Source organism: Streptococcus intermedius SK54 = ATCC 27335, from assembly GCF_000413475.1.
Lineage (GTDB): Bacteria > Bacillota > Bacilli > Lactobacillales > Streptococcaceae > Streptococcus > Streptococcus intermedius.
This window is the reverse complement of sequence record NZ_ATFK01000005.1, coordinates 218,798-244,104: the sequence shown is the minus strand read 5'-3', so window position 1 is coordinate 244,104 and position 25,307 is coordinate 218,798. Positions and strand designations below refer to the sequence as shown.

At 36.6% G+C, this 25,307-nt stretch carries 29 protein-coding genes; 1 reads left to right on the top strand and 28 read right to left on the bottom strand.

Features of this window, described 5'->3' with window-relative positions:
* Nucleotides 1-316 precede the first annotated feature (316 nt).
* From HMPREF1654_RS07850 to truA, 26 genes are all read right to left on the bottom strand, one after another.
* Entirely contained in the window at nt 317-1,150 is an 834-nt protein-coding gene (locus HMPREF1654_RS07850; protein WP_003078057.1) for a hypothetical protein, read from the bottom strand.
* A 23-nt stretch (nt 1,151-1,173) separates the two neighbouring features.
* Nucleotides 1,174-1,542 (bottom strand): hypothetical protein, encoded by a 369-nt coding sequence (locus HMPREF1654_RS07845; protein ID WP_003078032.1) that lies wholly within the window; start codon nt 1,540-1,542, stop codon nt 1,174-1,176.
* 29 nt (nt 1,543-1,571) lie between these two features.
* Complete coding sequence (locus HMPREF1654_RS07840) at nt 1,572-2,585, bottom strand: hypothetical protein (protein WP_003078046.1); 1,014 nt, start codon at nt 2,583-2,585, stop codon at nt 1,572-1,574.
* The gene (locus HMPREF1654_RS07835; protein WP_003078073.1) at nt 2,582-2,791 is read right to left on the bottom strand and encodes a hypothetical protein; all 210 of its coding nucleotides are present in this window, start codon (nt 2,789-2,791) and stop codon (nt 2,582-2,584) included. Before HMPREF1654_RS07835 ends, HMPREF1654_RS07840 begins: the two co-directional genes overlap by 4 nt.
* Nucleotides 2,784-3,209 carry a thioredoxin domain-containing protein gene (locus HMPREF1654_RS07830; RefSeq protein WP_003078013.1) on the bottom strand — a complete coding sequence of 142 codons (426 nt, stop codon included), beginning with the start codon at nt 3,207-3,209 and terminating at the stop codon, nt 2,784-2,786. The genes HMPREF1654_RS07835 and HMPREF1654_RS07830 overlap by 8 nt, the downstream gene beginning before the upstream one ends.
* Nucleotides 3,196-3,627 carry a hypothetical protein gene (locus HMPREF1654_RS07825; protein ID WP_003078021.1) on the bottom strand — a complete coding sequence of 144 codons (432 nt, stop codon included), beginning with the start codon at nt 3,625-3,627 and terminating at the stop codon, nt 3,196-3,198. The genes HMPREF1654_RS07830 and HMPREF1654_RS07825 overlap by 14 nt, the downstream gene beginning before the upstream one ends.
* A 15-nt stretch (nt 3,628-3,642) precedes the next feature.
* Nucleotides 3,643-3,846, bottom strand: coding sequence for a hypothetical protein (locus HMPREF1654_RS07820; RefSeq protein WP_003078066.1), 204 nt, complete (start codon nt 3,844-3,846; stop codon nt 3,643-3,645).
* Nucleotides 3,843-4,394 carry a hypothetical protein gene (locus HMPREF1654_RS07815; RefSeq protein ID WP_003077996.1) on the bottom strand — a complete coding sequence of 184 codons (552 nt, stop codon included), beginning with the start codon at nt 4,392-4,394 and terminating at the stop codon, nt 3,843-3,845. Before HMPREF1654_RS07815 ends, HMPREF1654_RS07820 begins: the two co-directional genes overlap by 4 nt.
* A complete protein-coding gene (locus HMPREF1654_RS07810; protein WP_014829647.1) occupies nt 4,391-4,750 on the bottom strand; it encodes an HNH endonuclease in 360 nt (119 codons plus the stop codon). Before HMPREF1654_RS07810 ends, HMPREF1654_RS07815 begins: the two co-directional genes overlap by 4 nt.
* Before the next feature lie 10 nt (nt 4,751-4,760).
* Complete coding sequence (locus tag HMPREF1654_RS07805) at nt 4,761-5,552, bottom strand: DNA adenine methylase (protein WP_003078075.1); 792 nt, start codon at nt 5,550-5,552, stop codon at nt 4,761-4,763.
* A gap of 8 nt (nt 5,553-5,560) precedes the next feature.
* Complete coding sequence (locus tag HMPREF1654_RS07800; protein WP_003030140.1) at nt 5,561-5,749, bottom strand: hypothetical protein; 189 nt, start codon at nt 5,747-5,749, stop codon at nt 5,561-5,563.
* Nucleotides 5,750-5,859: 110 nt separating this feature from the next.
* Nucleotides 5,860-7,353, bottom strand: a complete 1,494-nt coding sequence (locus tag HMPREF1654_RS07795) for a primase C-terminal domain-containing protein (protein ID WP_003078069.1) — start codon at nt 7,351-7,353, stop codon at nt 5,860-5,862.
* Nucleotides 7,307-7,474 (bottom strand): hypothetical protein, encoded by a 168-nt coding sequence (locus HMPREF1654_RS07790; protein ID WP_155115199.1) that lies wholly within the window; start codon nt 7,472-7,474, stop codon nt 7,307-7,309. The genes HMPREF1654_RS07795 and HMPREF1654_RS07790 overlap by 47 nt, the downstream gene beginning before the upstream one ends.
* A gap of 20 nt (nt 7,475-7,494) precedes the next feature.
* Nucleotides 7,495-7,776 (bottom strand): hypothetical protein, encoded by a 282-nt coding sequence (locus tag HMPREF1654_RS07785; RefSeq protein ID WP_003078009.1) that lies wholly within the window; start codon nt 7,774-7,776, stop codon nt 7,495-7,497.
* A gap of 153 nt (nt 7,777-7,929) precedes the next feature.
* A complete protein-coding gene (locus HMPREF1654_RS07780) occupies nt 7,930-8,268 on the bottom strand; it encodes a hypothetical protein (protein WP_003030145.1) in 339 nt (112 codons plus the stop codon).
* A complete protein-coding gene (locus HMPREF1654_RS07775) occupies nt 8,265-8,768 on the bottom strand; it encodes a hypothetical protein (RefSeq protein ID WP_003030146.1) in 504 nt (167 codons plus the stop codon). The genes HMPREF1654_RS07780 and HMPREF1654_RS07775 overlap by 4 nt, the downstream gene beginning before the upstream one ends.
* A gap of 298 nt (nt 8,769-9,066) precedes the next feature.
* Complete coding sequence (locus HMPREF1654_RS07770; RefSeq protein WP_003076037.1) at nt 9,067-11,046, bottom strand: peptide ABC transporter substrate-binding protein; 1,980 nt, start codon at nt 11,044-11,046, stop codon at nt 9,067-9,069.
* Nucleotides 11,047-11,242: 196 nt separating this feature from the next.
* Nucleotides 11,243-13,219, bottom strand: a complete 1,977-nt coding sequence (locus HMPREF1654_RS07765; RefSeq protein WP_003076197.1) for a peptide ABC transporter substrate-binding protein — start codon at nt 13,217-13,219, stop codon at nt 11,243-11,245.
* A 158-nt stretch (nt 13,220-13,377) separates the two neighbouring features.
* Nucleotides 13,378-14,067 carry a B3/B4 domain-containing protein gene (locus tag HMPREF1654_RS07760; protein WP_014829775.1) on the bottom strand — a complete coding sequence of 230 codons (690 nt, stop codon included), beginning with the start codon at nt 14,065-14,067 and terminating at the stop codon, nt 13,378-13,380.
* Nucleotides 14,068-14,289: 222 nt separating this feature from the next.
* On the bottom strand, nt 14,290-15,903 hold the full coding sequence (locus tag HMPREF1654_RS07755; RefSeq protein ID WP_003075819.1) for a CTP synthase: 1,614 nt from the start codon (nt 15,901-15,903) through the stop codon (nt 14,290-14,292).
* A 242-nt stretch (nt 15,904-16,145) separates the two neighbouring features.
* Entirely contained in the window at nt 16,146-16,733 is a 588-nt protein-coding gene (rpoE, locus tag HMPREF1654_RS07750) for a DNA-directed RNA polymerase subunit delta (RefSeq protein ID WP_003076017.1), read from the bottom strand.
* 237 nt (nt 16,734-16,970) lie between these two features.
* The gene (gene tig, locus HMPREF1654_RS07745) at nt 16,971-18,254 is read right to left on the bottom strand and encodes a trigger factor (protein ID WP_003076133.1); all 1,284 of its coding nucleotides are present in this window, start codon (nt 18,252-18,254) and stop codon (nt 16,971-16,973) included.
* 117 nt (nt 18,255-18,371) lie between these two features.
* Nucleotides 18,372-18,935, bottom strand: a complete 564-nt coding sequence (locus tag HMPREF1654_RS07740) for a TIGR01440 family protein (RefSeq protein ID WP_003076053.1) — start codon at nt 18,933-18,935, stop codon at nt 18,372-18,374.
* Between the two features lie 212 nt (nt 18,936-19,147).
* Nucleotides 19,148-19,621 carry an ECF transporter S component gene (locus HMPREF1654_RS07735; RefSeq protein WP_020999100.1) on the bottom strand — a complete coding sequence of 158 codons (474 nt, stop codon included), beginning with the start codon at nt 19,619-19,621 and terminating at the stop codon, nt 19,148-19,150.
* The gene (locus HMPREF1654_RS07730; RefSeq protein ID WP_003075840.1) at nt 19,599-20,372 is read right to left on the bottom strand and encodes a bifunctional hydroxymethylpyrimidine kinase/phosphomethylpyrimidine kinase; all 774 of its coding nucleotides are present in this window, start codon (nt 20,370-20,372) and stop codon (nt 19,599-19,601) included. Before HMPREF1654_RS07730 ends, HMPREF1654_RS07735 begins: the two co-directional genes overlap by 23 nt.
* A complete protein-coding gene (gene truA / locus HMPREF1654_RS07725; protein ID WP_003075892.1) occupies nt 20,362-21,111 on the bottom strand; it encodes a tRNA pseudouridine(38-40) synthase TruA in 750 nt (249 codons plus the stop codon). Before truA ends, HMPREF1654_RS07730 begins: the two co-directional genes overlap by 11 nt.
* Before the next feature lie 121 nt (nt 21,112-21,232).
* On the opposite strand from truA, the gene HMPREF1654_RS07720 reads away from it, so the two are divergent.
* Nucleotides 21,233-21,706 carry an NUDIX hydrolase gene (locus tag HMPREF1654_RS07720; RefSeq protein ID WP_003076100.1) on the top strand — a complete coding sequence of 158 codons (474 nt, stop codon included), beginning with the start codon at nt 21,233-21,235 and terminating at the stop codon, nt 21,704-21,706.
* 29 nt (nt 21,707-21,735) lie between these two features.
* Here the strand turns inward: HMPREF1654_RS07720 and dnaJ are convergent, their stop codons facing one another.
* Together dnaJ and dnaK are read right to left on the bottom strand one after the other, a co-directional pair.
* The gene (gene dnaJ, locus HMPREF1654_RS07715; protein ID WP_003076212.1) at nt 21,736-22,872 is read right to left on the bottom strand and encodes a molecular chaperone DnaJ; all 1,137 of its coding nucleotides are present in this window, start codon (nt 22,870-22,872) and stop codon (nt 21,736-21,738) included.
* Nucleotides 22,873-23,321: 449 nt separating this feature from the next.
* Nucleotides 23,322-25,154 carry a molecular chaperone DnaK gene (gene dnaK, locus HMPREF1654_RS07710; protein ID WP_003075788.1) on the bottom strand — a complete coding sequence of 611 codons (1,833 nt, stop codon included), beginning with the start codon at nt 25,152-25,154 and terminating at the stop codon, nt 23,322-23,324.
* Between the last annotated feature and the right edge of the window lie 153 nt (nt 25,155-25,307).

The following is a 25,307-nucleotide window of genomic DNA, read 5'->3' as shown; positions in this document are numbered from 1 at the left end:
TTTTTATCTTTTTTGAATTGAATTTGCATATAAATTTTTCCAATTTCTTTTTGAAGAGTTTCTTCCGCAAGTTTCTGTTCTGCTTCCAAAGCGATAACTTTTGCCTTTGATTCTTCAAGCTCTGATTTAATTTTATTGATGTTCTTTTTTGCCATTTTAGCACTCCTTTATATTCTATTTTATTTAGTATAAGAGATATTCTTTTTTTAGTTTTTAATGGGACAAATCAGAAAAATAATTTTTAACTTGACAAAAATAAAAATTATTTTAATATAAAAAGACACCCCCTAATATAATTATTAGGGAGCAGCATATTTTAAAAATCTTTCTTCAGTAAACCTTCAGCGTTTTTTGTAAAAGCAGCCTTTCGACTAAGTTTAAATTTAATTAGTATGTGACCAAAATCTTCCTCAATTCCAAATGGATAAACCCTAAAAACAGGATAATAAATCGTGTCTACATCCATAAAAGCCCGTTCCTTTTCTTTCTCAAATGGCACTGCTTTATAACTGATACCTGTAATTACTTCTCTATTTAGAAAACTTAATTCGACAACTCCCTGATACGTTTTTTTGATCACATGTTGGTTCATCATTTTCATCCGTTTGTCCGCATCTTTTTCATCCGCATCTGTGTAAAAATTGCACTCTGGAGGTAGCTCATCTGTTGTTTTTCGGATTCCTAAATAAGTTTTATTGAGCACATTTTTGAAGAGATGGACCTTAAATAATCTCGGTTGGATGACAATTACCAGTATTGTCAAAACAAGACTAATGAACCAAAACGTAAAGAAACGATTGACCAAAAATTCTGTCAAAGTATGTTGTTTAATATAGACATTACCAGCTAGAAAGAATAAGGACATTACTCCTAACAGAAGAGGGTTTTTCATCCGTCTAATTTCTTTTGAAAAAATCGTATAGATAACATCTGTCGTTATTTTAAGCATGACTATTAATTCTAAAACTCTTACTGTAAATAATTGGATATCTTGCGGCATGTAATAAGTCAGCAATCCTAAAAAAACAGCTGAGAAAAGATAAAATTGTCCCTTAAACAAGAATTTTATCAGCCAGTTCAAACCACAAATCAATGATAATTTGATTCCATTCTTATTTAGTTCTTTCCATTTTTGAGTGTAATTTTTCATGATTTTTTTCCTTTCAATCTAACTTAATTGACCAACTTGTTTCCGGCAAAAACAATGAGTGTATCTTTGATTTTTGTGAAGTTACTCCATAAATCTCCATCTAGTCTTTTTAGATCAATAACATAAATTTTATGATCATCCCATACAGGCTTCTTAATGGTTATTGTAAAAGCTTGTTCATCTATGATAATTTCCCCTATAGCAAGATACATTGAAGAAAACATGTCCCCTGTATGTCCAGTCTCACTATTATAAGTTATTCCATTTTCATCAATGTCTAACATCACCCATCTTTGTTTTCTAAACAATCCTTTTGTACTTGTAAATACTACACGGTGTTTTCTAATAGGTTGTTGTCCTTTTGGTGCGAGTTTTCCATATATTTTTTCCATAATTTTTACCTCTTTACTTCCGCATTTTGTTATTTCATCTCTACAGTCTCTATCGGACTTGAAAATTCAAATGTACCATCTTTGACAGCTGCCTTCTTCTTTTCTAACGAAGTTGTTTTTTCTTTTAAAATGTCTATATTTTGGTTAGCTGTTTCAATAGAACGATTCTTCGTTTCTGTATCAGAATCAATCTGTTCAATGTCTTTTTGATTCTTGGTTAAGTCATCACCTGATAAATATTTTGCTTCTGTCAGCAAGCTTTCTTTAGAAGACTCATTATCTTTGATGAGTTCTTTTAGTTTTTTTATCGATTGAGTCAATTTCTTCATCTGCTCTTTTTGAAAACCAATTTCTTCTTCAATTTCTTGAAGAGCAAATTCTTCACGAGAAATATTTTTAACAGTTACTATTTCCATTTTTTTGTTTTGTGGAGTGACAAAAAATTGAACCACATTTTCTGAAGATTTATCTTCTTGTTTGAAGCCTTTAAAATCATCATCTGATGAACTAGATGGCGTAGAAATATCTACATCAATTTGATTTGTAGTCACTCTATTATTTTTAATATCAATCGCAAAAGCTCCAAAACCTTTCGGAACATTTTTGATAATGACGGATATTTTTTTATCAGTAATTGGAATTACTTCCATACTTGTATCAGAAGATTTATGTTGTGCATATAGTTTCCAATTTAACCTTTTACTATCTATTCCACGTGCAATAGATGAAGTAGAATCCGTTGTTTCAAACTGAAGAACAATCACTCCTGTTTTTGGAGAATAGATTTGTTTAACTAAACTAATTTCTCCTGTTCCGTTTTCAAATACTCGCTTAGTCGCAAGTTGGTCTGTTGTAAAGGTTTGACGCTGCGGGGAAAAAATAGCGCCTAATAACAGACTACTCCAGACAGCTAACAGAAATGAAAAAGTAATCAATTTTCGCTTCACAACATTTTCTTGACACCATTCTTTTATTCTGTAAAAGAATTGAATAACTGCACTTTCTTGAAGTTGTTTAATCAATTGTTTTATTGTATCTATCATTTTTCTTGCCTCCACTCACGAAGATGAATTTTACTATCTGGATAAATGATTTTTAAAAGCATCATCAACACTAAAGAAGCTCTGTAGATTCGTTTCTCTTGTTCAAAGTTCCGAATAATCGTCACATGAAAAAGTGGAAAAAACCAAGCTGTCAGCAGAGCAGACATTGTGATAACATGCCCGATAAAATTAAATAAATTACTCACGGAATGCCTCCTTTATTGCTTGTTTATTAGCTGCGAAATCTCCCTTGTTGTTCTTTTTAGCATACAAGTAAGACTTGATAACTCCTTTACGAATAGAGACTACGGTAGCTGCTTTTTTTACCTCATATTGATGCACTAATTTTTGTCCCTCTTTCGTTTGAATATTGATATAAAACGTTGGATAATCACTCTTACTAGCAGCTTTAATCACTGCATTTTTAGCAGCTTGACAATAAGGACAAGTCTTTTTATAAAAGACAAGCTGAACATTTTGCTCAAGTACTACATCGTTGTATTGCTTTTGAGTTAAATGACTGTCATAAGGGGTATCAAACTGGAAACCGCTATAAATAGCCATACCAAACAATAAAACTAATCCAAATATTCCGATCAGAAACATTAGTTTATTTTTCATCATGATTCCCTCCTTCTTCTTCAAGAAAATCAAATAAATTGCCTTGAATCATTTTAAATTGAGCCAATTCTTTTATTTGGCTGTTTAATACTTGAAAAGTATTTTGCATTTTCTTTTGGAGCTTTGGATCAAAAGAATCAAAGATATGAACAATTGGAAGCATTGGAAGATGATCATTCTTTTCAGCTTTCAATAGACTAGATACAACATTGTCTGATTTAATAATATGATCTACTCGAATTAAAGCAGGAATACTTGTAATGACGTCTTGGTTTTGATAGAAAGTCAAACAAATATCTCCTTCAGCAATAAATTCATAATCAGAATGTTGGTCATCCATTTTAAAATAATTAGCATCTTCTTCTTGACCTACGCCTGTTAAATAATAGCCACGAAGAATTTTATATTTCTTTTCAGTCATTTCTACTCCTTCTTTCTAGCTGACTTTATGAAACCGAAACGGTGCATCATAATAATTTGACAAACAAGTAAACTTCTTAGTTGTCGAAATAGGCTCTTCTTTGTGGTAATGCTTCTGAATATACTGACAAGCCAATCCTTGACTTTCAAAAACCAAAATCTTCTCTTCACTATCACGAACATAGTCCCCTAATAAAAAGCTAAAGATAATATATTTCATTTGTTTTCCTCCTTGTATATTTTTACCAATTCACTGTCTTCAGCAAGTCTATCCCTATCAATACTCTCTACAATATAGATCAAAGTGATAGTAAGGAAATAGCTTATCATAATTAGAAAACAGTAGGAATATGCATATTTTTCTCTCAATTCCGGAGCTGTAGAAATAAAGTGAATTTTATCATCTACTGTACCGAAACCAGCTTTAGATGTATAAGTAACATAAGTGCTTGACAAGAAATTGACTTTTAAAGGAGAAGAATACCAACGAAGTTTGGTATAGGTTTCCAAATTGATAGGAATAGTAAATACATCTTTATTTTTATCATACTGACTCAGAGTAATTGTATAAACTGTTTTTTCATTTTTGGTTCCAATGCCTTGAGTTTGACTTGTCAGACGAACAATCCGATAAATATTGTTATTCTGAATTTTATTAGCAGCAAAAATATCTATTAGACAATAACTAATGATACCAAGCACAATGAAAAGAATTGTACTTCTCACAAAAGCTGATGCAAATAAATCTCTATTTATTTTTAATTTCATTTTGTTTTCTCCTCTAATTTTTCAAAATAAAATTTTCCATCAAATGGTTTGATTGCAATAATTCCATATTTTTCACATAATCTCGGTAAGAACGGAAGAAGTAATCTCTCGTGAACGGACTTTAAATTGTTTCTAAACTGTTCAATCGTAAATACAGATTTATAATGGTTACACTGATGGCAAGCTGGCATATAGTTTCCTTCCTCATCTAGACCACCTTTTTGAAGTGGCAAAAAGTGATCCACTCTCATAGATTTAAAACTTATCTCACATCCACAATATGCACAATGATGATTGTATTTTTGTAACACCTGTAACCTCATTGTTTTTGATATATGTTTACGCTTAATCGTCATGTATAACCTCCTAAAATAGTTCTAGCTGCTTATTAGGCTGAAAATTCATCCAAAGAACCTCTACTCGTTTCAGACCACCCTCTGCCAGCGATGCAAACTCTATTCTTTCCCAATTAGATAACCGTTTATTATAAAGTTCGCTATCATAACCGCTAAGTAATATTTTTGCCTTAGACTGGTTCAATTCTCCTAAAAGTTCTATATGATCTTTATCTTCCATCTCAACAGTATATTGTTTTCTAGCTCTGGTACTTAATACGTATGGTGGATCAACATACATACAAACATCTTTCCGACTAAATTCTTGAATTAAATCTAATGCTGGCCGCTTTTCAATTTGAACTTCTTTTAAGCGCAAGGCTGCCTCTTGAATAATTCCAGGTAATTCATTCCAATGCTTAACTGCATAAGATCGTTCACGACCATTAACATCTCGCTTCCATCCTGATTTCTCTGTATTTCTAAAACCATGTGACATCATGGAACGAATGAGGAAACTAAGAGCTTTTTCTACTTCATCTTTTGGACGAAATTCCCAAGCTCTATCATAAACAGCTCGACTATAAGGAGTTAAAAATACTTTTTTAGTCAGCTCTTCTGGACAACTTTGAATCACTTGAAACAAATTTACGACATCTTCATTCAAATCATTAACCGTTTCAATTGAACTTGAAGGTTTATTAAATAAAACTGCTCCACTTCCAAAAAATGGTTCTAAATAGCTCTTATGAGCTGGAAACAATTCAATAATCTTATGTGCTAGGTTCCATTTACTTCCTGGATACCTTAGAATTGATTTCATAATTACTCTCAACCTTCCTTTTCATATAATTCAATAATGAATCTTATATCATTATTTAAAGCTACAAAATCCTCTTCAGTAGAACTAGTATGTAGCAATAATTCATATTGACTTTTACAAAGTTCTCCTAAGCTCTTATTTATGTTTATAAGCTGATAAAGATTTTGTTCTATCTTCTTTCTTAGTTTTTCTAGCATAGAAATATTCTCCTACTAATAGATTATTATTTTTTTACATCTATTTTTCTGCTCACAAATCCCTCACGGTATCCTAGATATAATGTAATGGGAGTTTGCGGGTTTTCGATCTAGCCTACGTCAACCTCAAACAAAGAGACTTCTTGAACCTGTTTAAAAGCCATCTCTGCTCTTTGAAGTACCTGTTGGATAAATCCTAATCTTTCTTCAAAGAAAGTGGCTATATTGGCAAAATAAGCTTCCTGACGCTCTCTTTTAATCTGAATAACAGATAAAAGAACAGATTTGATAGAAGCAATTCGAATACCTCCACCTCGACCAGATTTTACTTTCAAAAAGATTTTTTGTTCTTTCTTCAAAACTTTCAATACCTTATCTAAACTTCTTTCTGGAATTGATAGTTCCTCTCGTATCGTTTTCTTTGTCGTCTGAAGAAATGGATCAGTATCTTGTGACAGACTTTCTAAATAGTTCATGACATCACTTTTCCATTCATGCAGATGACTATTTTTTCTTGCTTGTCGAGGTTTCTTAAACTTCTTCCAACCTTGTCGAATAAAAAGATCACTAGTTGTTAGTTTCTTATCCACCCAAGCTTTACAAAGCAAGAGAACAAAATCTCTACTAGCAGCTTCGTATTTCCCAGAATAAGCACTTTTGACAATCTTCAGACATTCGTCCTGAGAGAGTGGTTCGTCCAATCCTGCATTGAATTGTCCCAAAACTATCTCACAATCGCCCTGAGAGACACCTGATGAATAGTTCGCAAGCGCTAAAGTGAATAAGACATTGTTTCTTCCCATCAGGGCTTTAGCTCCCTTGATATTTGATTCATTCATCAGCATTCTATACCAGGGCTCATCAATTTGTTTTTTGCCTTCCGTTCCTGTGATAACAGTTAGATTTGCTTTCCGTTTTGAAAAGCTAAATTCTGACTGTTTCATAGACCATTGAAGCCATTCTTCAAACGAGTAGGTATACTCTTCAAAAAAGAATTCTACGTTGTCTGTTCGAGGAATTCTAGCGATTCCAAAGTGATTGCAGGTTAAGTCAACTGGAAGATGTTTACTAAAATGATTTCTTAAATTCTGAGAGATCTCTTTCGCAACTTTGATGACTTTGAAATTTGAATGAGCAGTCACGTAAGCTGGCTCTTTCAGTGCAAAGTAAGCTTGATAACCTTTGTCAGATTTTAAAATGAGCGTTGGCATAAATCCTAAATCCATTGCCACATTCAGGATGTCTCCAGAGGACATTTCTTCAGCTGATGAAGTAATATCAAAGTCAATGTAAAAGGTGTTAATTTGTCTAAGATTCTCTTCATTGTGTCCTCGTGTAATTCGTCGTTTTTTGTCACTATAAGCTCCATATCGATAAACATTTGGTGTCCAATGAGTAAATCTATCTCGATTCTCTATAATCGCTTCTAACGAGGTTAAAACGACTCCAGTAGCATGAACCATATCATCTTTAGAACGATAGCCAAAAATAGAACCTTTATTCTCTTCTTCAGGAGAATTTTTAGGTCTTAATTGACTGTTCTTAAACTTATAGTTTCTAATCCCATTTTTTAAGATGAGATGGTAAATTGTCTCTAGCTGCATAATTCTCCTTTGTCTTTACCCCAACCGTAGTAGCAATGGCTACAAAGCGTCTCTGTTTCATCAACCCACCAGCATGCTCCATGTGCCTCATCAATACAAGGTCTATTCCAAGTGCAACCACATACTTTACAAATCCCAGTGTTATGTCTCTTTTTCTTCATGTTTCTTCTCCTCATCTGCTAAGGCTTGTTCATATGCTTTCCAGAAATCATTTAGCTTGCCACTTATTGGCAATTCTCCGTAATCGATGTAACATTGAATCGCTTCATCCAAATTAGTAGAATTAGTTCCTGCAAATGGTACTGTTTCTAGATCGACTGCTGTATTGTCAAGTATAGATGATTTTAGTCGATCCAATAGGATAACTCTGCTTCTCGCATTTTTTAAAGTTTGTAAGAATACTTTTCTTTCTGTAATAGCCATATCAGTCTGTCTCCTCTCTTTCTTTTTAAACAACTTCAGATAGATATACTTATCCTAATCATGGCTACTTCTCATCAGATATCAGCTGTTTTAATTTGCTAGGAAAACCATTTTCAATCCAATCTTCAATCATTTGATCTATATTTTCCTGATTTATAACCCATCCTCAATTTCCAAAAAAGTTGAATAAGCAACTATTTCTGATAATTGTTCTGGTGAAAAAAGCCCTACAACTTCCCATGAACTACAACTCTTTACAAGTTTTTTTAATTGTTTAGAGAGTTCGACGATAGCATAACGAGGAATATATTCACAATCTTTTAATAGTCCTATTCTATCTAGCAAAGAGCTAACTTCAGCCCTAATATTTCTTGCCGATATTGCTTTTGCATACAAGCTACCTCTCATACAATAAGAATAATACAGATCTAGACTATTTTTTACTTGTTTTAAAGACTTCTCCATAGAAATAAATATTTCTTCTTGTATCATAATTCTCCTTTCAGTTTCATACTTCCTGGTAAATAATTTTTTGACTTTGCATAACCAGCTTGTAAATCTTGCTTATTATAGATTACTGCAGGATGAGTCTCTACATATTGACTACGTTTCCATTGACTACGCAGTCGTTTAGCAGATCGATTCATCTTTTTTTCGATTTCTGCAAAACGAAAGCCTAATTTAAGGTATGTTATAACATCTTCTTCAAAACTCTCTTTATCAGATTGCTTTCTAACTTTTGTTTCAAAAGTATTTTCTGTATCATCTTCTCTAATACTTATCTGATATTGAATGTAGAGGCTTCTCATCTCTTCTATTTTCTTTTGCCATTGTGGGCTATAGCGTTCACCTGAATACTTATTTACTAATTCTCTTACTGGACTTTTGAACTTTAGCTGAAATCGATCAAATTCTCCTAAATCAGCGAACGGGTCAATGAAGCCTAATGGTTCACTCTTTATCAACTGTTCATAAAAAATATTTTTTTCCATAGCTATCACTCTTCATTCATACTTTAATAAATATTTGGATAGTCAATACTGAAATAATGTGACTTAATTTCTTAAAACTAGTAATAAGGGATTTTTATATTTCATCAACACTTCTCCTTTCCTACTTGTTTTAAACAAACAAAAAGAGAGTTGAATAATCAACTCTCTAAGTTACTTAAACATTATAAATATTGAATTTTTTTCTGATTCTACAAACTCTTACCACTTAGGTCAGAATATTTTTATCATAAATGAACCTTTTTTGTTTTTCTGTTAAATTTTTTCTAATTTTTTTCAATTATTTAACATGATCTGCAAGTTCTTCTTGAACTTTTTTATTAGATTTTGATCGCTCTTTATTCCATTTAGTCATAGCTTTCTTGTACTGATCTTGTGTAACAGGCTTATCTTGGAGTTCAAGATATTTATATAGAATGATTTCACTATTCCCTTTGTTTCCTGACCAAGCAAATGGATTAGTAAATGGCACTGTGCGAGAAAGAATTGGACGACCAGTCAAGGTTGTTGTCGGAATAACCAAAGCATTATCAGTCAACCAAGCTTGAGCTGCAGCATATTTTTCATAGCGTGCATTCGTATTAGTGGTTTCTTTTTCGGCCTCATTCAGTAATTTTTCATATTCATTCATACCAACTTGTGCCGCAGCAGCATTATTTTTACCTGAATCAAATCCTAGATAAGTCTTAGTATTTTCACCACTTGAAGGCTTGATGACATCAAGATAAGTAGATGGATCTTGGAAATCTGGACTCCAACCAACATTGTCTGAAAGATCCCAATCCTCTGCAGCAGCAGATTCAGCAAAGTAAGTGATATTATTTACATCGTCTTTAGACATTTGTTGAATGTCAATCACAACATTTTCTTTGCCAAGATTCTTTTCAATCGATTGTTTCAATGATTGTACACGTTGAACTTTATTCGTTGCCGTTTGGTCAACTGGCATATCAATGTGAATCGGGAATTGAACACCGTCTGCTTGAAGCGCTGCTTTGGCTTTAGCTAATTTTTCCTTGGCTTTCGTTGGATTGTAAAGCCCGTCTTGCGCATCATTTAAATTGACATCTTTCCAACTTTCATCGTAACCAACTAATTTTTCTTTGACCAATTCTCCAAAGTTCTTATCATTTGTTTGAACAAAAGTTGGCGGTACAAAGAGATTACGAAGCATCTTCGTCGCACCGTCTTTACCATTCACCTGTGAAGCATAAGCAGTACGGTCAAATGCAAAGGTAATTGCTTGACGGAAATCTTTATTCAATAATGCTTTCTTAGTAGATGTCTTTTGAGCATCTGTTGTCTTTGATGTATGATTGTAAGATTGACGATCAATGTTTGTAGCCACTAGATAAGTGGTTGCATCTTGCGGAGTATAAACGATGTTGTTTTTGTATTTCTTGCTGACAGAAGCATAACTTGGACTGGTTGGAAATACTTTGGCATTGGTAAATGAGCCATCGCTAAATCCTTTAGCCAGTTTATCCTGATCCTGACCATCATAGTAAGATAACTTGATGTGATCAATGTGCACGTTTTTCTTATCCCAATAGTTTGGATTTTTAGCAAATTCAACAGATGATTTCGCTGTGATAGATTTTAGCAAGTAAGGTCCATTGTAAAGAATACTAGATGGATCTGTTGCTTGCGCAAATTTATTGCCTTTTGATTTCAAAAATTCTGCATTAACTGGTGCTAAAACTCCCATTGTTGTTTTCGAGTTCCAAAAGCTTTCTGGTCGATTAAGCGTGTATTGGACGGTATAATCATCAACTGCTTTAATACCAACAGCAGAAAAATCTTTATTTTCACCTTTCATATAAGCATCCAAACCTTTAATGGAATCTTGCACCAAATAAATGGCATCGGATTTCTTATCTGCAGCGTGTTTCAAACCTGTCACAAAGTCTTGCGCTTTAACTTCTGCATACTCTTCCCCTTCTGAAGTATACCATTTAACTCCCTTGCGAAGTTTGTAAGTGTAAGTCAAGCCGTCTTTAGAGACGGTCCAATCTTTTGCCACAGAAGGAATTAAGTTCCCATAACGGTCATTTTCCAAGAGGCCATCAATGACGTTACTTGTAATGTTTGAAGTAGAGGCCTTCCCAGTTGTCAGATAATCTAGATTATCCGGATCTTGTTCATAAACATACGAAAACGTTTTGTTACTAGAACCTGTTTTAGAACCAGAACAAGCCGCTAATGTCCCCGTCGCGAGTAAGGCAACAGCCGTTAAGGCAATGATTTTACTTTTCTTCATGAATATTCCCCCAAAAATCATTATTTTTATACATTCTAGCACACAAAAAGAAAAAAGTAAATAGAATTTTCTAAATTTTATGACAAATTTTGGAAGTTGATTTAATAAGGTTTATATTAATCTATTAATCTTTAGAAATTAAAAAAGCAGGTTTTCCTCACCTTTTAGTGAGTTTCGCCTGCTTTTATAGGTTGTATTATTTTACATGATCAGCTAATTTATCTTGAGCTTTTTTATTAGATTCGGCTTTTTCTTTTTGCCATTTCTTCTTAGCTGCTTCATAGTCTTTCTTCGTGACAGCATCTTTACCGACTTTAATGTATTTATAGTAGGTTAAGCTACCTTTACTACCTGTTTGCGCAAATGCACCTGAGAACGGTTGAATGCGTGACACAAAAGTTCCGGCACCTGTTGAAGCCATTGTTGGTAAGACAAGTGAACTGTCTGTTAACCAAGCTTGTGCTGCTGCATATTTTTCATAACGTTTTGCAATGTCTGTTGTTTCTGCACCTGCTTCATCGACTAATTTATTATATTCGTCCAAGCCAACTGCTTTAGCACCAGCATTTTCACTACCAGAGTCAAATCCAAACCAAGTCTTCGTATTGTCAGAAGCCGTTGATTTCAAAATATCAAGATAAGTAGATGGATCTTGATAATCAGGACTCCAACCAACAGCACCTGAAATATCCCAGTCTTCTCCAGCTGCGTTTGGAGCATAGTAAGTGATGTTATTAAAGTCGTCTTCTGACATCATATTCAAGTCCATGACAACATTTTCTTTGCCAAGTACTTTTTCAACAGATTGTTTTAAAGACTGCATCCGAGCAACATAGCTCTTAGAAGTTTCCACAGTAGGAACATCTAAGTGGATTGGGAACTGTACACCTTGAGCTTGCAGAGCTGCTTTTGCTTTTGCAAATTTTTCTTTTGCTTTTGTTGGATTGTACAAGCCGTTTTGTGAATCAGCTAATTTAACACCCTTCCATGTATCACCATAGCTCGCTAACTTTTCTTCTACAGCATCACCAAATGATTTTTCACCAACTTGAACAAAGTTAGATGGCACAAACATATTGCGGATTGCTGTGGCAGCTCCAGCTTTACCATTGACTTGTGCTGCGTAAGATTCACGATCCAGTGCAAAGTTTAGTGCTTGGCGGAAGTCTTTGTTCAACAATGCTTTTTTCGTTGAATTCTTTTGCTCGTCTGTCTTTTTGGCAGTATGCTTGTATGATTGACGATCGATATTCAATGCTAAAGCTGCTGTTCCTGCACCTGCTTCTGCAGTATAGATATTATCTTTGAACTGCTTTTCAAAAGTTGCAAAGTTTGAGCTTGTTGGGAAGAGACGAGCATAAGAGTAAGCTCCATCTTTAAAGTTACGCGCAAGAGAGTCTTGGTCTTGACCATCATAGTAAGCAAGTTTAATCTTATCAACTTTTACTTTATCTTTATCCCAATAATGTTTATTTTTAACATATTCTACCGCAGATTTCGCTGTGATAGCTTTCATCAGGAATGGCCCATTATAAAGGATAGAGTTAGGATCTGTTGATTGGCCAAATTTATTTCCTTTAGATTTCAAAAATTCGGCATTGATTGGCCACATAATGGCAGAGGTGGTCTTAGAATTCCAATATGGTTCTGGCTTGTTCAATGTATACTGAACAGTATAGTCATCAACTGCTTTCACACCTACTGTTGAAAAATCTTTTGTTTGACCATTCACGTAAGCATCTAAACCTTTAATTGAATTTTGAACCAAATAAAGAGCTTCAGATTTTTTATCGGCAGCATGTTTCAGTCCAGTTACAAAATCTTGCGCCTTGACTTCAGCATACTCTTCACCTTCTGATGTGTACCATTTGGCACCCTTACGAAGTTTATAAGTATAGGTTAAACCATCTTTTGATACAGTCCATGACTTAGCCATTGATGGTACAAGATTTCCATATTTGTCATTTTCTAACAATCCGTCAACTCCATTTGTCACAAGATCGCTAGTAGTTGCTTTTCCTGATGTTACGTAATCCAAAGTTTCTGGATCACCAGAATACACATAACCGAACTTGGTCTCAGCGGAGTTCGATTTCGAACCCGAGCAAGCAGCTAAAAGGCCAGAAGTTAAAAGAGCTAACCCCGCAACTGCGATGATTTTACCTTTTTTCATAGTTACCTCCGAAAAGTATGATATATTCTAATTATACTATAACTTAACAAAAAGTAAAGAATTTTCAAACAAATCTTTTATTAAAAAATGCGATTGTGTTCCAAATGCCTTCAAAAAACAGCTTTACTTCTCGTATCCTATCAGTGAATGCACCGTTTTTATGTCTTTTTCTCTGAACAAATGACATACGTTTCAAACTCTAGATTCGGCATACATTCTGCTAAATCATTCTCAATGCGCTTCAGTGCTTCCAAACGCATTTCAACAGATGTATGTGCATTCCCTTGAATAATAAAAATGGCGTTTTGGGTTTCATCATCAAATTTATAGTGTTCTCCATCGCGAACATCTAGCCATGCTAAAATTCCTTTTTGATCACGATAAACATAATCAGTCTGTGAAACGTGTTTTTCCGTAGATAAAATCGGTAGAAACACATCTTCTTTTTGACTAACCGTAAATTCAATTTGCCCTGCTATTTTATCCAAATCATGCCCACCGATAGCTAATAAAGAATGTAAAGATTCAACATTATAAATATCAATAATACTATTAATATTCGGGATGGATCCACGATGTCGAATATTCCGAATAAGCGCCAAAACGGTAGGGGGATTCTTCTTGACACTACGTCCGATACTTTGCAATAAATCCTTGTAGCCTTGAATGACTGGAGTATCAGACACCTCATCGATATCGCAATTCAACGCCCACTTTTCCATCTCTTTTTGCTTTTTCAAAAATGAAGCAGGTAAGGGTGCATGTGGGTCTACATTTTTAGCGATGCCAATAACCACATTTTTAATCCCAAGCATTGCGAGACTTTCATTCAGTATAAACTTCATCATGATCCACCTCCGGTTAATAGCTTAGTTCATTGATTAACGATTAGAGTCTTATACTCTTTGAAAAAAGACTTATATTTTCTTTAAACTACTGCTTTTTATGATAAGCAAATTATAGATCTCATTAAAAATATTGTATTGGTTCATTCTACCGATAAAATTCTCTTATGAAAGAATGATGCTAAGCAGACTTTCATAATTGCAGTCATGAAAGTCTGTCTCGCTCTATTTATTTTCACTATTTTCAACTGCTGCTGTAACAAAAGCTGTATAAAGTCCTTCTGGACGATTAGGACGGCTAGATAATTCTGGGTGGTATTGACAAGCTACAAAGAATTTATTTTCTGGAATTTCAACAATTTCCACCAAGCGATTGTCCGGTGAAACTCCTGAGAATACAAAACCGGCATCTTCAAATTGTTGACGGAATTCATTATTAAATTCATAACGGTGGCGGTGGCGACGCTGAACAACTTCTTGATTATCATAAGCTGCAGCTGCTTTGGATCCACGTTTTAGTTTAGACGGATAAAGTCCTAAGCGAAGTGTCCCTCCCATATCTTCCACATCAATCTGATCACGCATCAAATCAATAACAGGATGTTGCGTATCAGGGTTCAATTCTGAAGAATTAGCGTCCTTAAATCCTAGCACATGGCGAGCAAATTCGACACAAGTCAACTGCATGCCGAGGCAAATTCCAAGCATTGGCACATCATTTTCACGAGCATATTGAATCGTCGCAATCTTTCCTTCCGTTCCACGATGACCAAATCCACCAGGCACAATAATCCCGTCTACATCTTTTAGCAATTCGGCAACATTTTCAGTCGTGACATCATTTGCGTTGACCCAGCTCAATTTAATTTCTGCATCATTGGCGTAACCAGAATGTTTGAGAGCTTCCACAACAGAAATATAAGCATCTGGTAATTCCACATATTTCCCAACCAGAGCAATTTTGACTTTTTTCTTCAAATTCATGACTTTATCAACCATAGCAAACCAATCTGTCATATCTGCTTCTGGAACATCCAACTTCAAATGTTCACAAACGATCTGATCCATATTTTGCGCTTGCAGATTGAGCGGAATTTGGTACAAATGTTCCACATCCAAGGACTCAATCACTGCTTCTGGTGCTACATCACAAAATTGTGCCAATTTGTTCTTAATATTTTGGCCAGCTGGTTTTTCAGTACGAATAACAAGCATGTTCGGTTGAATTCCAAGTCCACGTAATTCTTTTACAGAATGCTGAGTGGGCTTCGTTTTCATTTCCCCAGCAGCTTTCAGATAAGGAAGCAACGTCGTATGGATATACATGACATTATCTGCACCAACATCTGCCTTCATTTGACGAAGTGCTTCTAAGAATGGCAAACTTTCAATATCTCCTACAGTACCACCAACCTCGGTAATGATAACATCTGAATCGGTTGTTGTTGCCGCACGTTTAATTTTTTCTTTTAAAGCATCTGTAATATGTGGGATGACCTGAACAGTAGCACCAAGATATTCACCTTTGCGTTCTTTGCGAAGAACTTCACTATAAATCTTACCCGTTGTCACATTAGAATATTTGTTTAAGTTAATATCAATAAAGCGTTCATAGTGTCCAAGGTCTAAGTCAGTTTCTGCACCATCATCTGTCACAAACACTTCTCCGTGTTGATAAGGGCTCATTGTTCCTGGGTCAATATTGATATATGGGTCAAACTTTTGAATGGTTACCTTAAGACCCCGATTTTTCAAAAGACGACCGAGACTTGCTGCCACAATCCCTTTGCCGATCGAACTAACTACACCACCTGTAACAAAAATATATTTTGTTGCCATAAATTCTCCTTATCTAAGATACAAAACTCGTTTAGAAAACACACGAAAATAGGAAGCAACCATCACAAATCACCTTCTCTCTTTTCGACGCTTTCAGGCGTGTTCATCCCTAATAGTAAAAACAAAAACAGCTCCCTAGAGCTAGGGAGCTTTTGACTTCTTAAAAGAAGTGCCCGATATTATAATAACGCAGAATAAATTTTTTGTCAAATAAGAACAGAAGCAAACGTTAGCGGACTTAACTATTCTTCATCCTCTGAATCCACCTCATCATCTGAGTACTCCTCATCTTCTTCATTGAGTTCGACTTCTTCATCTAAATCATCAGGTGCAATTTCGTTAATTTCAGCATCGTAAGCTTCCACTTCGCTTTTCTCATCGTCTGAATTGTCCTCATCATAATTGAGAGCAGGATCCGCTTCGTATGAATCTTCGTCTTCTGGATCATCGTCATTATAGTCAATGGCGTTTTCATCTCCGTCCATAAAGGCATTCACACGCTTCTTCTTCCGTTTCTTAGGAGCTTCTTCATTATCTTCTTCAAGTGTAATGATTTCTTCATCTACTTCGTCAATGGCATACCAGGAACGCAAGCCCCATTTGTTATCCCCTAGAGAAATGAAACTACCGTCCACATTCAATTCTGTATAAAAGAGTGGCAATGCTTCACGAATATCACTATTTGATTTTTCAAGGTAATTTTGAATTTCATTGACAAGATCGTTAAAATACATTTCATGATGACGACCACGTGTCTCTAAGATAGCACGCGCCACTTCAATCATAGAAAGCTCACTTTTTTCTTGTCCAGCAAATACTTCTAATTCCAAAGTTGATCTCCTTCTAAGGTTTGAGAGCTTTTGCCCGCATTAGCTCCCAAAAATTTAATTGTTCAATTTTCGCTACTTTTTATTGTACGATAAAAATCTTCTTTCGTCAAAAGAATTTTACCCTCCATTCAATAAAATCATTCTTTTTCACCAACACGATTTCTACTTTTATATAAAAAGAAGCAAAAAGGCAATTCAGCCGAACCTCCGACTGAACTTGCCTTATGTCTCATTAGATTATTTTACTGTTGCAGTACTTGTAATCAATTCAACGGCTTTTTTAATAGTAATATCATGTTTCAACATATCTGCTGAAAGAAGTTGCCGAACACGCTCTACTTCCATATTGTAGTCAGTTGCAAGTGATGAAATTTCTGATTCAATATCTTCATCGCTCGCTTCAAATCCTTCTGCTTTTGCAACAGCTTCAATCACAAGATTAGTCCTAGTACGTTTTTCGGCATCAGCTTCATGTTGCTTGTGAAGATCTTCTTGAGTTGTGCCAGTAATTTGGAAATACATATCTGGTGAAATACCTTGTCGTTGCATATTTCCAAGAAACTCATTTACAGAGCGATGAACTTCTTCATGAACCATTTCCTCTGGCAATTCGATAATCTCTGCATTTTCTACAGCAAGATCCAGCGCTGCAGATTCAACGGCATCGTCAAAAGCAGTTTCTTTTGACTCAGCTAATTCCTTACGATATTTTTCTTTTAATTCATCCAGTGTTTCAACATCTTCGTCGATGTCTTTAGCAAGTTCATCATCCAATGCTGGAACTTCTTTTTCTTTGACTTCGTGAATTGTGGTTACGAACTTAGCATCTTTACCAGCAAGGTCTGTTGCCTGATAGTCTTCTGGGAATGTTACATTTACTTCCACTGTTTCACCAGCAGCATGCCCAACCAATTGATCTTCAAAGCCTGGAATGAATTGACCGCTTCCAAGCTCAAGTGAGAAGTTATCTCCTTTTCCACCATCAAATTCAACACCATCAACTGTTCCAACAAAATCAATTACAACTGTATCACCATTAGCAGCCTTATCTTCTTTCAATACAAGTTCTGCTAAGTTATTACGTTCACGTTCAATTTTTGCATCTACATCTGCATCAGATACTTCTTTAGAGACATCAACAGATACTTCTAAGTTTTTATATTCACCTAATTTTACTTCAGGTTTTGTAACCACTTCAGCAGTAATCGTCCAATCTTGACCTTTTTCCATAGACGTCACATCAAATTGTGGTTGAGCGACAACTTCGATTTCTGCTTCTTTAACTGCCGCCTCATAAGCAGCTGGGAGAAGAGCATTCAACGTGTCTTGGTAAAGAGCTTCTTCCCCAAATCTTTGGTTAAACACTGGCCGTGGAAGATGACCTTTACGGAAACCTGGTACATTCAGATTTTTCTTAACTGAGTTAAATACGCGATCCAATTCTGGCTTGATTTGTTCTTGACTAATTGTAAATGTCAAAACTCCGCGATTTGTTTCTTTGCTTTCAAATGATACAGACATTCTGTCATTTCTCCTTAAAATTTATTGAATACAATCAATTATACCATAAATACACATTAATTCACAAATTTTCTAATGAAAATTTGCCATTTCCCAACAACTTGCTGATTTTTCGCTTTACACTTTCCGGATTTTATCCTTTTGGTAAGCAGCTCGTGCTCCGCCGATGAGTTTTGGTCGACTGGCAAGTGCGGTCACATGCGCTTCTCCGAGTTCTCTCAAAATTGGTCGTACCGGAATTTGGACGTGCTTAATATGCATACCAATTGCCGTATCTCCGACGTCCATCCCTGCTTGAGCCGTAATAAATTCCACTTCAACTGGGTTGTTCATATATTTAAAAGCTGCTAATTGACCACTTCCACCAGCATGAAGAGTTGGCAACACATTGACAATTTCCAGGTTTTGTTTTTGCGCTAATTCTTTCTCCACGACCAAAGCGCGATTCACATGTTCACAGCCCTGAACCGCCAAGTAAATTCCGCGAACCGACAACGTATCCAACATAGTTTTGACAATAGCTTCTCCCACTTCTTGACTGGAATTTTTCCCAATATGCCCTCCAGTCACCTCACTAGATGACAAACCAAGGACAAAAATATCACCTGAAGAAAGTGCCGATTTCTCTAAAATATCTGCCAAAATGGTTTCAGTTTGTTTTTTCAATTCTTGTAAATCCATCATTCCACCTCTTTTCATCCCTATCATAAACCATTCTAAACATTTTTACAAATAAACATTTAAAAAGAGTGGAGCAAAAATCACTTTCGCTGCTCCACTACTCCCACGTAGATGGCTAAGTCAGACATTAGCCTTTGTTTGACAAAAAATTAAAGATACTCTTGATTACTGCACTTCATTCTAAAAATCTAGGTAATTTCACCTCAAAATCTTCAATCATACTTTCCTAAAATATCGGTCATCACCTTATTTAAGATAGCTCCAACAAGCATCCCCAAAGTGTTTTGACAAAAGTTAGGGAACACTTCTGGGAAAGCTGCTCCCCAACCGTGCATGATAGTAGATGCGAGAGCGTATCCTCCTACCATAACAAGAGTAGCTAATAGCAAGCCGAGATAGCGACTTTTCCCTTTCAAACCTGCAAAATATCCTTGTAGGCCATGAAAAAGCAAGCTAAAAAACATCCACTGTGGATAGCCAGAAATCAAATCAATGAGAAATCCAGCTAAACCACCAACAATTGCTCCTTCTTTTCTACCAAAGTAAAAAGCAGTAAAGAAAATCCCCGCATCAAGGAACGTTAAAATCCCCGTTGGTGTTGGAATTTTTAAATAGTAGCCCAAAACAACTGTCAACGCAGCAATCATGGATAAAAGGACAAGTCTATACGTCTGATTCTTTTTCATATTGAACGACCCCATATTGATCTGAGTATTGGATAGCTTGGTAAACAAATTCTTTTGAAATTTGAACCGCTTCAAAAGTGGATTTTCCTAGCAAAAGCTGACTGGCAATGCTGGAAGCAAAGGTACAGCCAGCACCTGTGTTATTGTTGTCTAAAACAGGTGATTCCAGAATTTGAAATTGCTCTCCATTATAAAAAACATCAACTGCTTTTTGAGAATCTAGACGATTCCCTCCTTTGATAACAACAGTCTTAGCCCCTAAGGAATAGAGAGTTCTAGCCGCTTCTTTTACGTCTTCCACCGTTCGCAACTCTTTTTGAACCAAGAGCTCAGCTTCTGGCAAATTTGGTGTGATAATGCTGGCATAAGGGAAGAATTTTAGTAATTCATCTCGAAGTGCCGAGACCTCAACGTCATGATTTTCTTTACAAACTAAGACAGGATCCAGTACAACTGGAATATTAACATGAGCTTTCACAAAATCTAAAGCTAAATCTGCCAGCTCTACATTTGGCAAAAGGCCTAGCTTAACGGCTGAAAAAGGCACATTTTTGAGAGAATCGAGCTGCTGAGCAAAGATTGTTGTATCTACCGGAAGAACCTCAAAACCTTGCTTTGTCATAGCTGTTAAGCAAGTTACCGCTACAAAACCATGAAGCCGGTTGACTGTATAAGTTGCTAAATCAGCATGTAAGCCACCACCACTAAAAATATCATTCCCTGATATAGCTAAAATATAATTATTCTTCATACCGTATCTCCTTTAGATAAAGTCCGTTTGGAGCCGCTGTTGGACCAGCCAAATGACGATCTTGCTCTATTAAAATTCTATCAATCTGCTCAACCGGCATTCGTCCATTCCCAATTTTCAGCAATGTTCCAACCATATTGCGAATTTGCTTATATAAAAATCCATTACCAGAGAAGGTAAAAATCAGAAAATTACGATTTTCATCAAACTCTAAACGTGCTCTTGTAATTGTTCGAACTTTATTTTCTACACTAGTCCCTGAAGCTGTAAATCCCGTAAAATCATGAGTTCCTTCTAGCTTTACGATTGCTTTTTCCATCAGTTTTAAATCAAGTGGATAAGGATAATGTGTTGCATAATGACGCATCATGGGATTTTTAGGGCGTCCAATATCTACTATAAATTCATAGGTTTTGCTATGTTTCCAATATCTGGAATGAAACTTATCATCCACCTCTTCTACACTAATAAAATCAATGTCTTCTGGCGTCTGTGTATCAAGAGCAAAACGTAGCTTTTCTTCATCTCTTTTTTGTGGCAAATCAAAATGAATGACTTGTTCCAAAGCGTGAACACCACTGTCCGTGCGTCCAGCTCCATGGATAACAACTTGTTTTCCACCATTGATTTTGATCAAGGTCTTTTCAATTTCTTCCTGTACACTACGTTCATGAGGTTGTCGCTGAAAACCAGCAAAATCATGGCCATCATAAGAAATAATCGCTTTGTATCGTGTCATGTGTTTATTGTAACAAGAAAAAATGCTCATCGCAAGACTATAAAAGTTAAACTGTATGGGTACAGTTTAACTTGACAAGATTAACGAAAGAATATACAATAAAGCAACTAAGGAGAAATAAATGCCAGCAGATATTAGTTACACAAATGGACAGCAGCGTTTTCGCTATCGAGTAGCTGCTATCATTATTGAAGAAGAAGCTGTTTGCTTTATACAAAACACTACCGAAGACTATGCCTACTCCGTTGGTGGAGCCGTTCAATTTGGTGAAACAACAGAAGAAGCTATCTTGCGAGAAATTATAGAAGAAACGGGACATCAGTATGCAATTGACCGTTTGGTTTGTCTTCATGAAAATTTCTTTTCAAATTCAAGTGGTGTTTTAACAGGATTAGATTGTCATGAGATTTGCCTATACTATCTTATGAAATCTAAAGGGAAACAATTTCAAAACCAAATAGGGAATGAACAGGTTTACTGGATTCCTATTCAAGAATTAGAAAATTACAAGGTATTTCCAAATTTCATTCCGCACATTTTAAACGAATTAAATTCGGGCGTGCAACACATCATTACAAGAAATAAAGAACAGTAAAACGGGGAACAGTGTGATCCCCGTTTATTTCATTCTCCTTCAAAAGCATCTTTCATTTTATCAAAGAAGCCCTTTTTCTTTGGATTGACTTTAATATCACCAGCTTCTGCAAACTCTTTCAGTGCTGCTTTTTGACGATCGTTGAGGCCAGTCGGCGTCACAACATTGACAGTTACATACTGGTCACCCATGCTTCCACCGCGCAGACTCGGTGCTCCCTTACCACGCAGACGGAATCGTTTGTCTGTTTGTGTTCCTTCTGGAATGGTTAATTGCACATCTCCGTGAACAGTTGGAATATCCACACTGTCGCCAAGAGCTGCTTGGACAAAGTTGAGATTGAGCTTGTAGTAAATGGTAGATCCGTCTCGCTCAAACTTGTCGCTCGGCTCAACTTGAACTACGACATAAAGGTCACCATAAGGACCACCATTAAAGCCAGCCTCACCTTGTCCAGACAAGCGAACCTGTTGACCAGTTTCAACACCTGCTGGGATTTTTACATGGACACTATGAGATTGTTTTTCATGCCCTGTTCCGTGACAGGTTTGGCAAGGTTCTTTAATTTCTTGCCCTCGCCCATGACAGACATCACAAGTTACTTGGCGACGCATCATACCAAGAGGAGTTTGCGTATCAACATTAATCACTCCTGCTCCGTGACAGCGACTACAAGTGACTGGACTAGTTCCTGGTTTCGCACCCGAACCATGACAAGTATGGCAGGTGGCCTCACGATGATATTTAATTTCTTTATCTGTACCAAAAATGGCTTCTTCAAACTTCAGGTTGACCCGATATTGAAGGTCATCCCCTTGACGAGGTGCATTCGGGTTGCGAGTTGAACCACCTCCGCCAAAGAAGCTAGAGAAAATATCTTCAAAACCACCAAAGCTAGAACCATCAAAGCCTCCGAAACCGCCAGTTCCACCGCCGAAGCCGCCATTAGCACCTGCGGTACCATATTGATCATAGGCTGCCCGTTTTTGCTCATCGCTCAAGGTTTCATAAGCCTCTTGGACTTCTTTATATTTTTCTTCAGCACCTGGTTCTTTATTGATGTCCGGATGATACTTTTTAGATAATTTCCGATAGGCTCTCTTGATCTCGTCTTGAGAAGCATTCTTGGAGACGCCTAGACGGTCATAATATTCTGTATTGTTCATGTAAGATACCAAGACCGTAAAATTCAACTGAAAAATAGGAAATCAGGCGACGGAGTGATGCTCCTAGGCTGATTTCTCTTTTTTCTGAGAATTTAGGTCGGGTTCAGTTCCTTTCTAATTTAGTATAAGAAAGAACCGGAAGTTTCCATTCCAATTTCTTTCTTACCGAAAAACAGAGGCTGGGCTGCAACCTCTGGATTTCTTCTTATCATTACGACCTTCTAAAACAAAGTCGATTACACTTTGTTTTAGAAGTAGTACAGCGTTTAGGCAAGACGCCATAGCGATTGCAGTAGAATGACAATCACTTTAGTGATTAATCATTCTTAACGAGTTAGGCTGAATTGAGTTTCGGCTAAAAGCTTCGGAAAAAAGATAAGCTATCTTTTGTGCATCGCACAAGGCGATGGCTCCCTATTTTTCTTTCGTTTTCCTAACGCCTCAACATCTTACTTTTCCGTAAACTCTCCGTCTACGACATCATCACCTTTGTTATCGCCTGTATTTGCTTGATTTGCACCTTCTGCTCCTGCTTGGGCTTGCTGAGCAGCAGCAGCTTGTTCGTAAAGTTTCATTGCTAGTGCTTGAGCTTTTTCGTTAAGAGCTTCCAATTTCGCTTTCATGTCGTCCAAGTTATTATCTTCTTGCGCTTTCTTAAGTTCATCAAGAGCAGCTTGGGCAGCGTCACGCTCTGCGTCGAAGCCTTTGCCTTCTGTTTCCTTGATAGTCTTTTCAGTCGCAAAGATAGCTTGGTCAACTTCATTACGAAGGTCAACCTCTTCTTTACGTTTCTTATCTGCTTCAGCGTTCGCTTCTGCATCCTTCATCATACGGTCGATTTCTTCGTCAGTCAGGCCGCTGTTAGATTGGATGACAATGTGTTGTTCTTTTTGAGTTCCAAGGTCTTTAGCCTTAACTGATACGATACCGTTCTTATCAATGTCAAAGGTTACTTCGATTTGAGGGATTCCGCGAGGAGCAGCTGGGATATCTGTCAATTGGAAACGTCCAAGAGTCTTGTTATCCGCTGCCATTGGGCGTTCACCTTGAAGAACGTGGATATCAACGGCTGGTTGGTTGTCTGCTGCAGTTGAGAAGACTTGTGATTTAGAAGTCGGAATCGTTGTGTTGCGGTCAATCAGTTTAGTGAAGACACCACCCATTGTTTCAATACCAAGTGACAATGGTGTTACGTCAAGCAGGACAACGTCTTTGACATCACCAGTAATGACACCACCTTGGATAGCAGCACCCATAGCAACTACTTCGTCAGGGTTCACTGATTTGTTTGGCTCTTTACCAGTTTCAGCCTTAACAGCTTCTACAACAGCTGGGATACGAGTTGACCCACCAACCAAGATTACTTCGTCGATTTCTGATAAGCTCAAGCCTGCATCAGAAAGAGCACGGCGAACTGGTTCTTTTGTACGGTCTACAAGGTCACGCGTTAAATCGTCAAATTTTGCACGAGTCAGAGTCATTTCCAAGTGGAGAGGTCCAGCGTCACCAGCTGTGATGAACGGCAAGCTGATTTGCGTAGAAGTCACACCTGAAAGGTCTTTCTTAGCCTTTTCAGCTGCATCTTTCAAACGTTGCACAGCCATCTTATCATTTGACAAGTCGATGCCGTTCTCTTTCTTGAACTCAGCTACCATGTGATCGATAATCTTTTGGTCAAAGTCGTCACCACCAAGTTTGTTGTCACCAGCAGTTGCCAATACATCAAAGACACCATCACCCAACTCAAGGATTGAAACGTCGAAAGTACCTCCACCAAGGTCGAATACCAAGATTTTTTCTTCTTTGTCAGTCTTGTCCAATCCGTAAGCAAGAGCTGCTGCAGTTGGTTCGTTGACAATACGCTCTACTTCAAGACCAGCGATTTTACCAGCGTCTTTTGTTGCTTGACGTTGCGCATCGTTAAAGTAAGCAGGTACTGTGATAACCGCTTTGCTTACTTTTTCCCCAAGATATTCTTCTGCATAGCCTTTCAAGTATTGCAAAATCATAGCTGAGATTTCTTGTGGAGTGTATTCTTTACCGTTTGCAGAAACTTTTTCAGAAGTCCCCATTTTTGATTTGATAGAAATCACTGTATCTGGGTTTGTCACTGCTTGACGTTTTGCCGCATCACCAACGATGATTTCGCCGTTTTTAAATGATACTACAGACGGAGTTGTGCGATTTCCTTCTGGGTTTGCGATGATTTTGCTTTCAGTTCCTTCAAGAACTGCAACTGCTGAGTTTGTTGTACCTAAGTCAATACCGATAATTTTAGACATGTGTTTTTCTCCTTGTTAATTAATTTTCTATTTTTGATATTTCCCTTAAGTGGTGGGGACGTGAGCAACTCCCTACGGGATTTCATCACTTATTTTTGAGCCTATTGTCTCAAAAATCCCCTGTTTCAGTAGCACAAGCTACTGAAACTTTCA

Bases quoted from the DNA above. Each gene is read 5' to 3' on its own strand.
- HMPREF1654_RS07850 (WP_003078057.1), bottom strand. From the start codon at position 1,150: ATGAAAAATTACACTCAAAAATGGAAAGAACTAAATAAGAATGGAATC.
- HMPREF1654_RS07845 (WP_003078032.1), bottom strand. From the start codon at position 1,542: ATGGAAAAAATATATGGAAAACTCGCACCAAAAGGACAACAACCTATT.
- HMPREF1654_RS07840 (WP_003078046.1), bottom strand. From the start codon at position 2,585: ATGATAGATACAATAAAACAATTGATTAAACAACTTCAAGAAAGTGCA.
- HMPREF1654_RS07830 (WP_003078013.1), bottom strand. From the start codon at position 3,209: ATGATGAAAAATAAACTAATGTTTCTGATCGGAATATTTGGATTAGTT.
- HMPREF1654_RS07825 (WP_003078021.1), bottom strand. From the start codon at position 3,627: ATGACTGAAAAGAAATATAAAATTCTTCGTGGCTATTATTTAACAGGC.
- HMPREF1654_RS07820 (WP_003078066.1), bottom strand. From the start codon at position 3,846: ATGAAATATATTATCTTTAGCTTTTTATTAGGGGACTATGTTCGTGAT.
- HMPREF1654_RS07815 (WP_003077996.1), bottom strand. From the start codon at position 4,394: ATGAAATTAAAAATAAATAGAGATTTATTTGCATCAGCTTTTGTGAGA.
- HMPREF1654_RS07810 (WP_014829647.1), bottom strand. From the start codon at position 4,750: ATGACGATTAAGCGTAAACATATATCAAAAACAATGAGGTTACAGGTG.
- HMPREF1654_RS07805 (WP_003078075.1), bottom strand. From the start codon at position 5,552: ATGAAATCAATTCTAAGGTATCCAGGAAGTAAATGGAACCTAGCACAT.
- HMPREF1654_RS07800 (WP_003030140.1), bottom strand. From the start codon at position 5,749: ATGCTAGAAAAACTAAGAAAGAAGATAGAACAAAATCTTTATCAGCTT.
- HMPREF1654_RS07795 (WP_003078069.1), bottom strand. From the start codon at position 7,353: ATGCAGCTAGAGACAATTTACCATCTCATCTTAAAAAATGGGATTAGA.
- HMPREF1654_RS07785 (WP_003078009.1), bottom strand. From the start codon at position 7,776: ATGGCTATTACAGAAAGAAAAGTATTCTTACAAACTTTAAAAAATGCG.
- HMPREF1654_RS07780 (WP_003030145.1), bottom strand. From the start codon at position 8,268: ATGATACAAGAAGAAATATTTATTTCTATGGAGAAGTCTTTAAAACAA.
- HMPREF1654_RS07775 (WP_003030146.1), bottom strand. From the start codon at position 8,768: ATGGAAAAAAATATTTTTTATGAACAGTTGATAAAGAGTGAACCATTA.
- HMPREF1654_RS07770 (WP_003076037.1), bottom strand. From the start codon at position 11,046: ATGAAGAAAAGTAAAATCATTGCCTTAACGGCTGTTGCCTTACTCGCG.
- HMPREF1654_RS07765 (WP_003076197.1), bottom strand. From the start codon at position 13,219: ATGAAAAAAGGTAAAATCATCGCAGTTGCGGGGTTAGCTCTTTTAACT.
- HMPREF1654_RS07760 (WP_014829775.1), bottom strand. From the start codon at position 14,067: ATGATGAAGTTTATACTGAATGAAAGTCTCGCAATGCTTGGGATTAAA.
- HMPREF1654_RS07755 (WP_003075819.1), bottom strand. From the start codon at position 15,903: ATGGCAACAAAATATATTTTTGTTACAGGTGGTGTAGTTAGTTCGATC.
- tig (WP_003076133.1), bottom strand. From the start codon at position 18,254: ATGTCTGTATCATTTGAAAGCAAAGAAACAAATCGCGGAGTTTTGACA.
- HMPREF1654_RS07740 (WP_003076053.1), bottom strand. From the start codon at position 18,935: ATGGATTTACAAGAATTGAAAAAACAAACTGAAACCATTTTGGCAGAT.
- HMPREF1654_RS07735 (WP_020999100.1), bottom strand. From the start codon at position 19,621: ATGAAAAAGAATCAGACGTATAGACTTGTCCTTTTATCCATGATTGCT.
- HMPREF1654_RS07730 (WP_003075840.1), bottom strand. From the start codon at position 20,372: ATGAAGAATAATTATATTTTAGCTATATCAGGGAATGATATTTTTAGT.
- truA (WP_003075892.1), bottom strand. From the start codon at position 21,111: ATGACACGATACAAAGCGATTATTTCTTATGATGGCCATGATTTTGCT.
- HMPREF1654_RS07720 (WP_003076100.1), top strand. From the start codon at position 21,233: ATGCCAGCAGATATTAGTTACACAAATGGACAGCAGCGTTTTCGCTAT.
- dnaJ (WP_003076212.1), bottom strand. From the start codon at position 22,872: ATGAACAATACAGAATATTATGACCGTCTAGGCGTCTCCAAGAATGCT.
- dnaK (WP_003075788.1), bottom strand. From the start codon at position 25,154: ATGTCTAAAATTATCGGTATTGACTTAGGTACAACAAACTCAGCAGTT.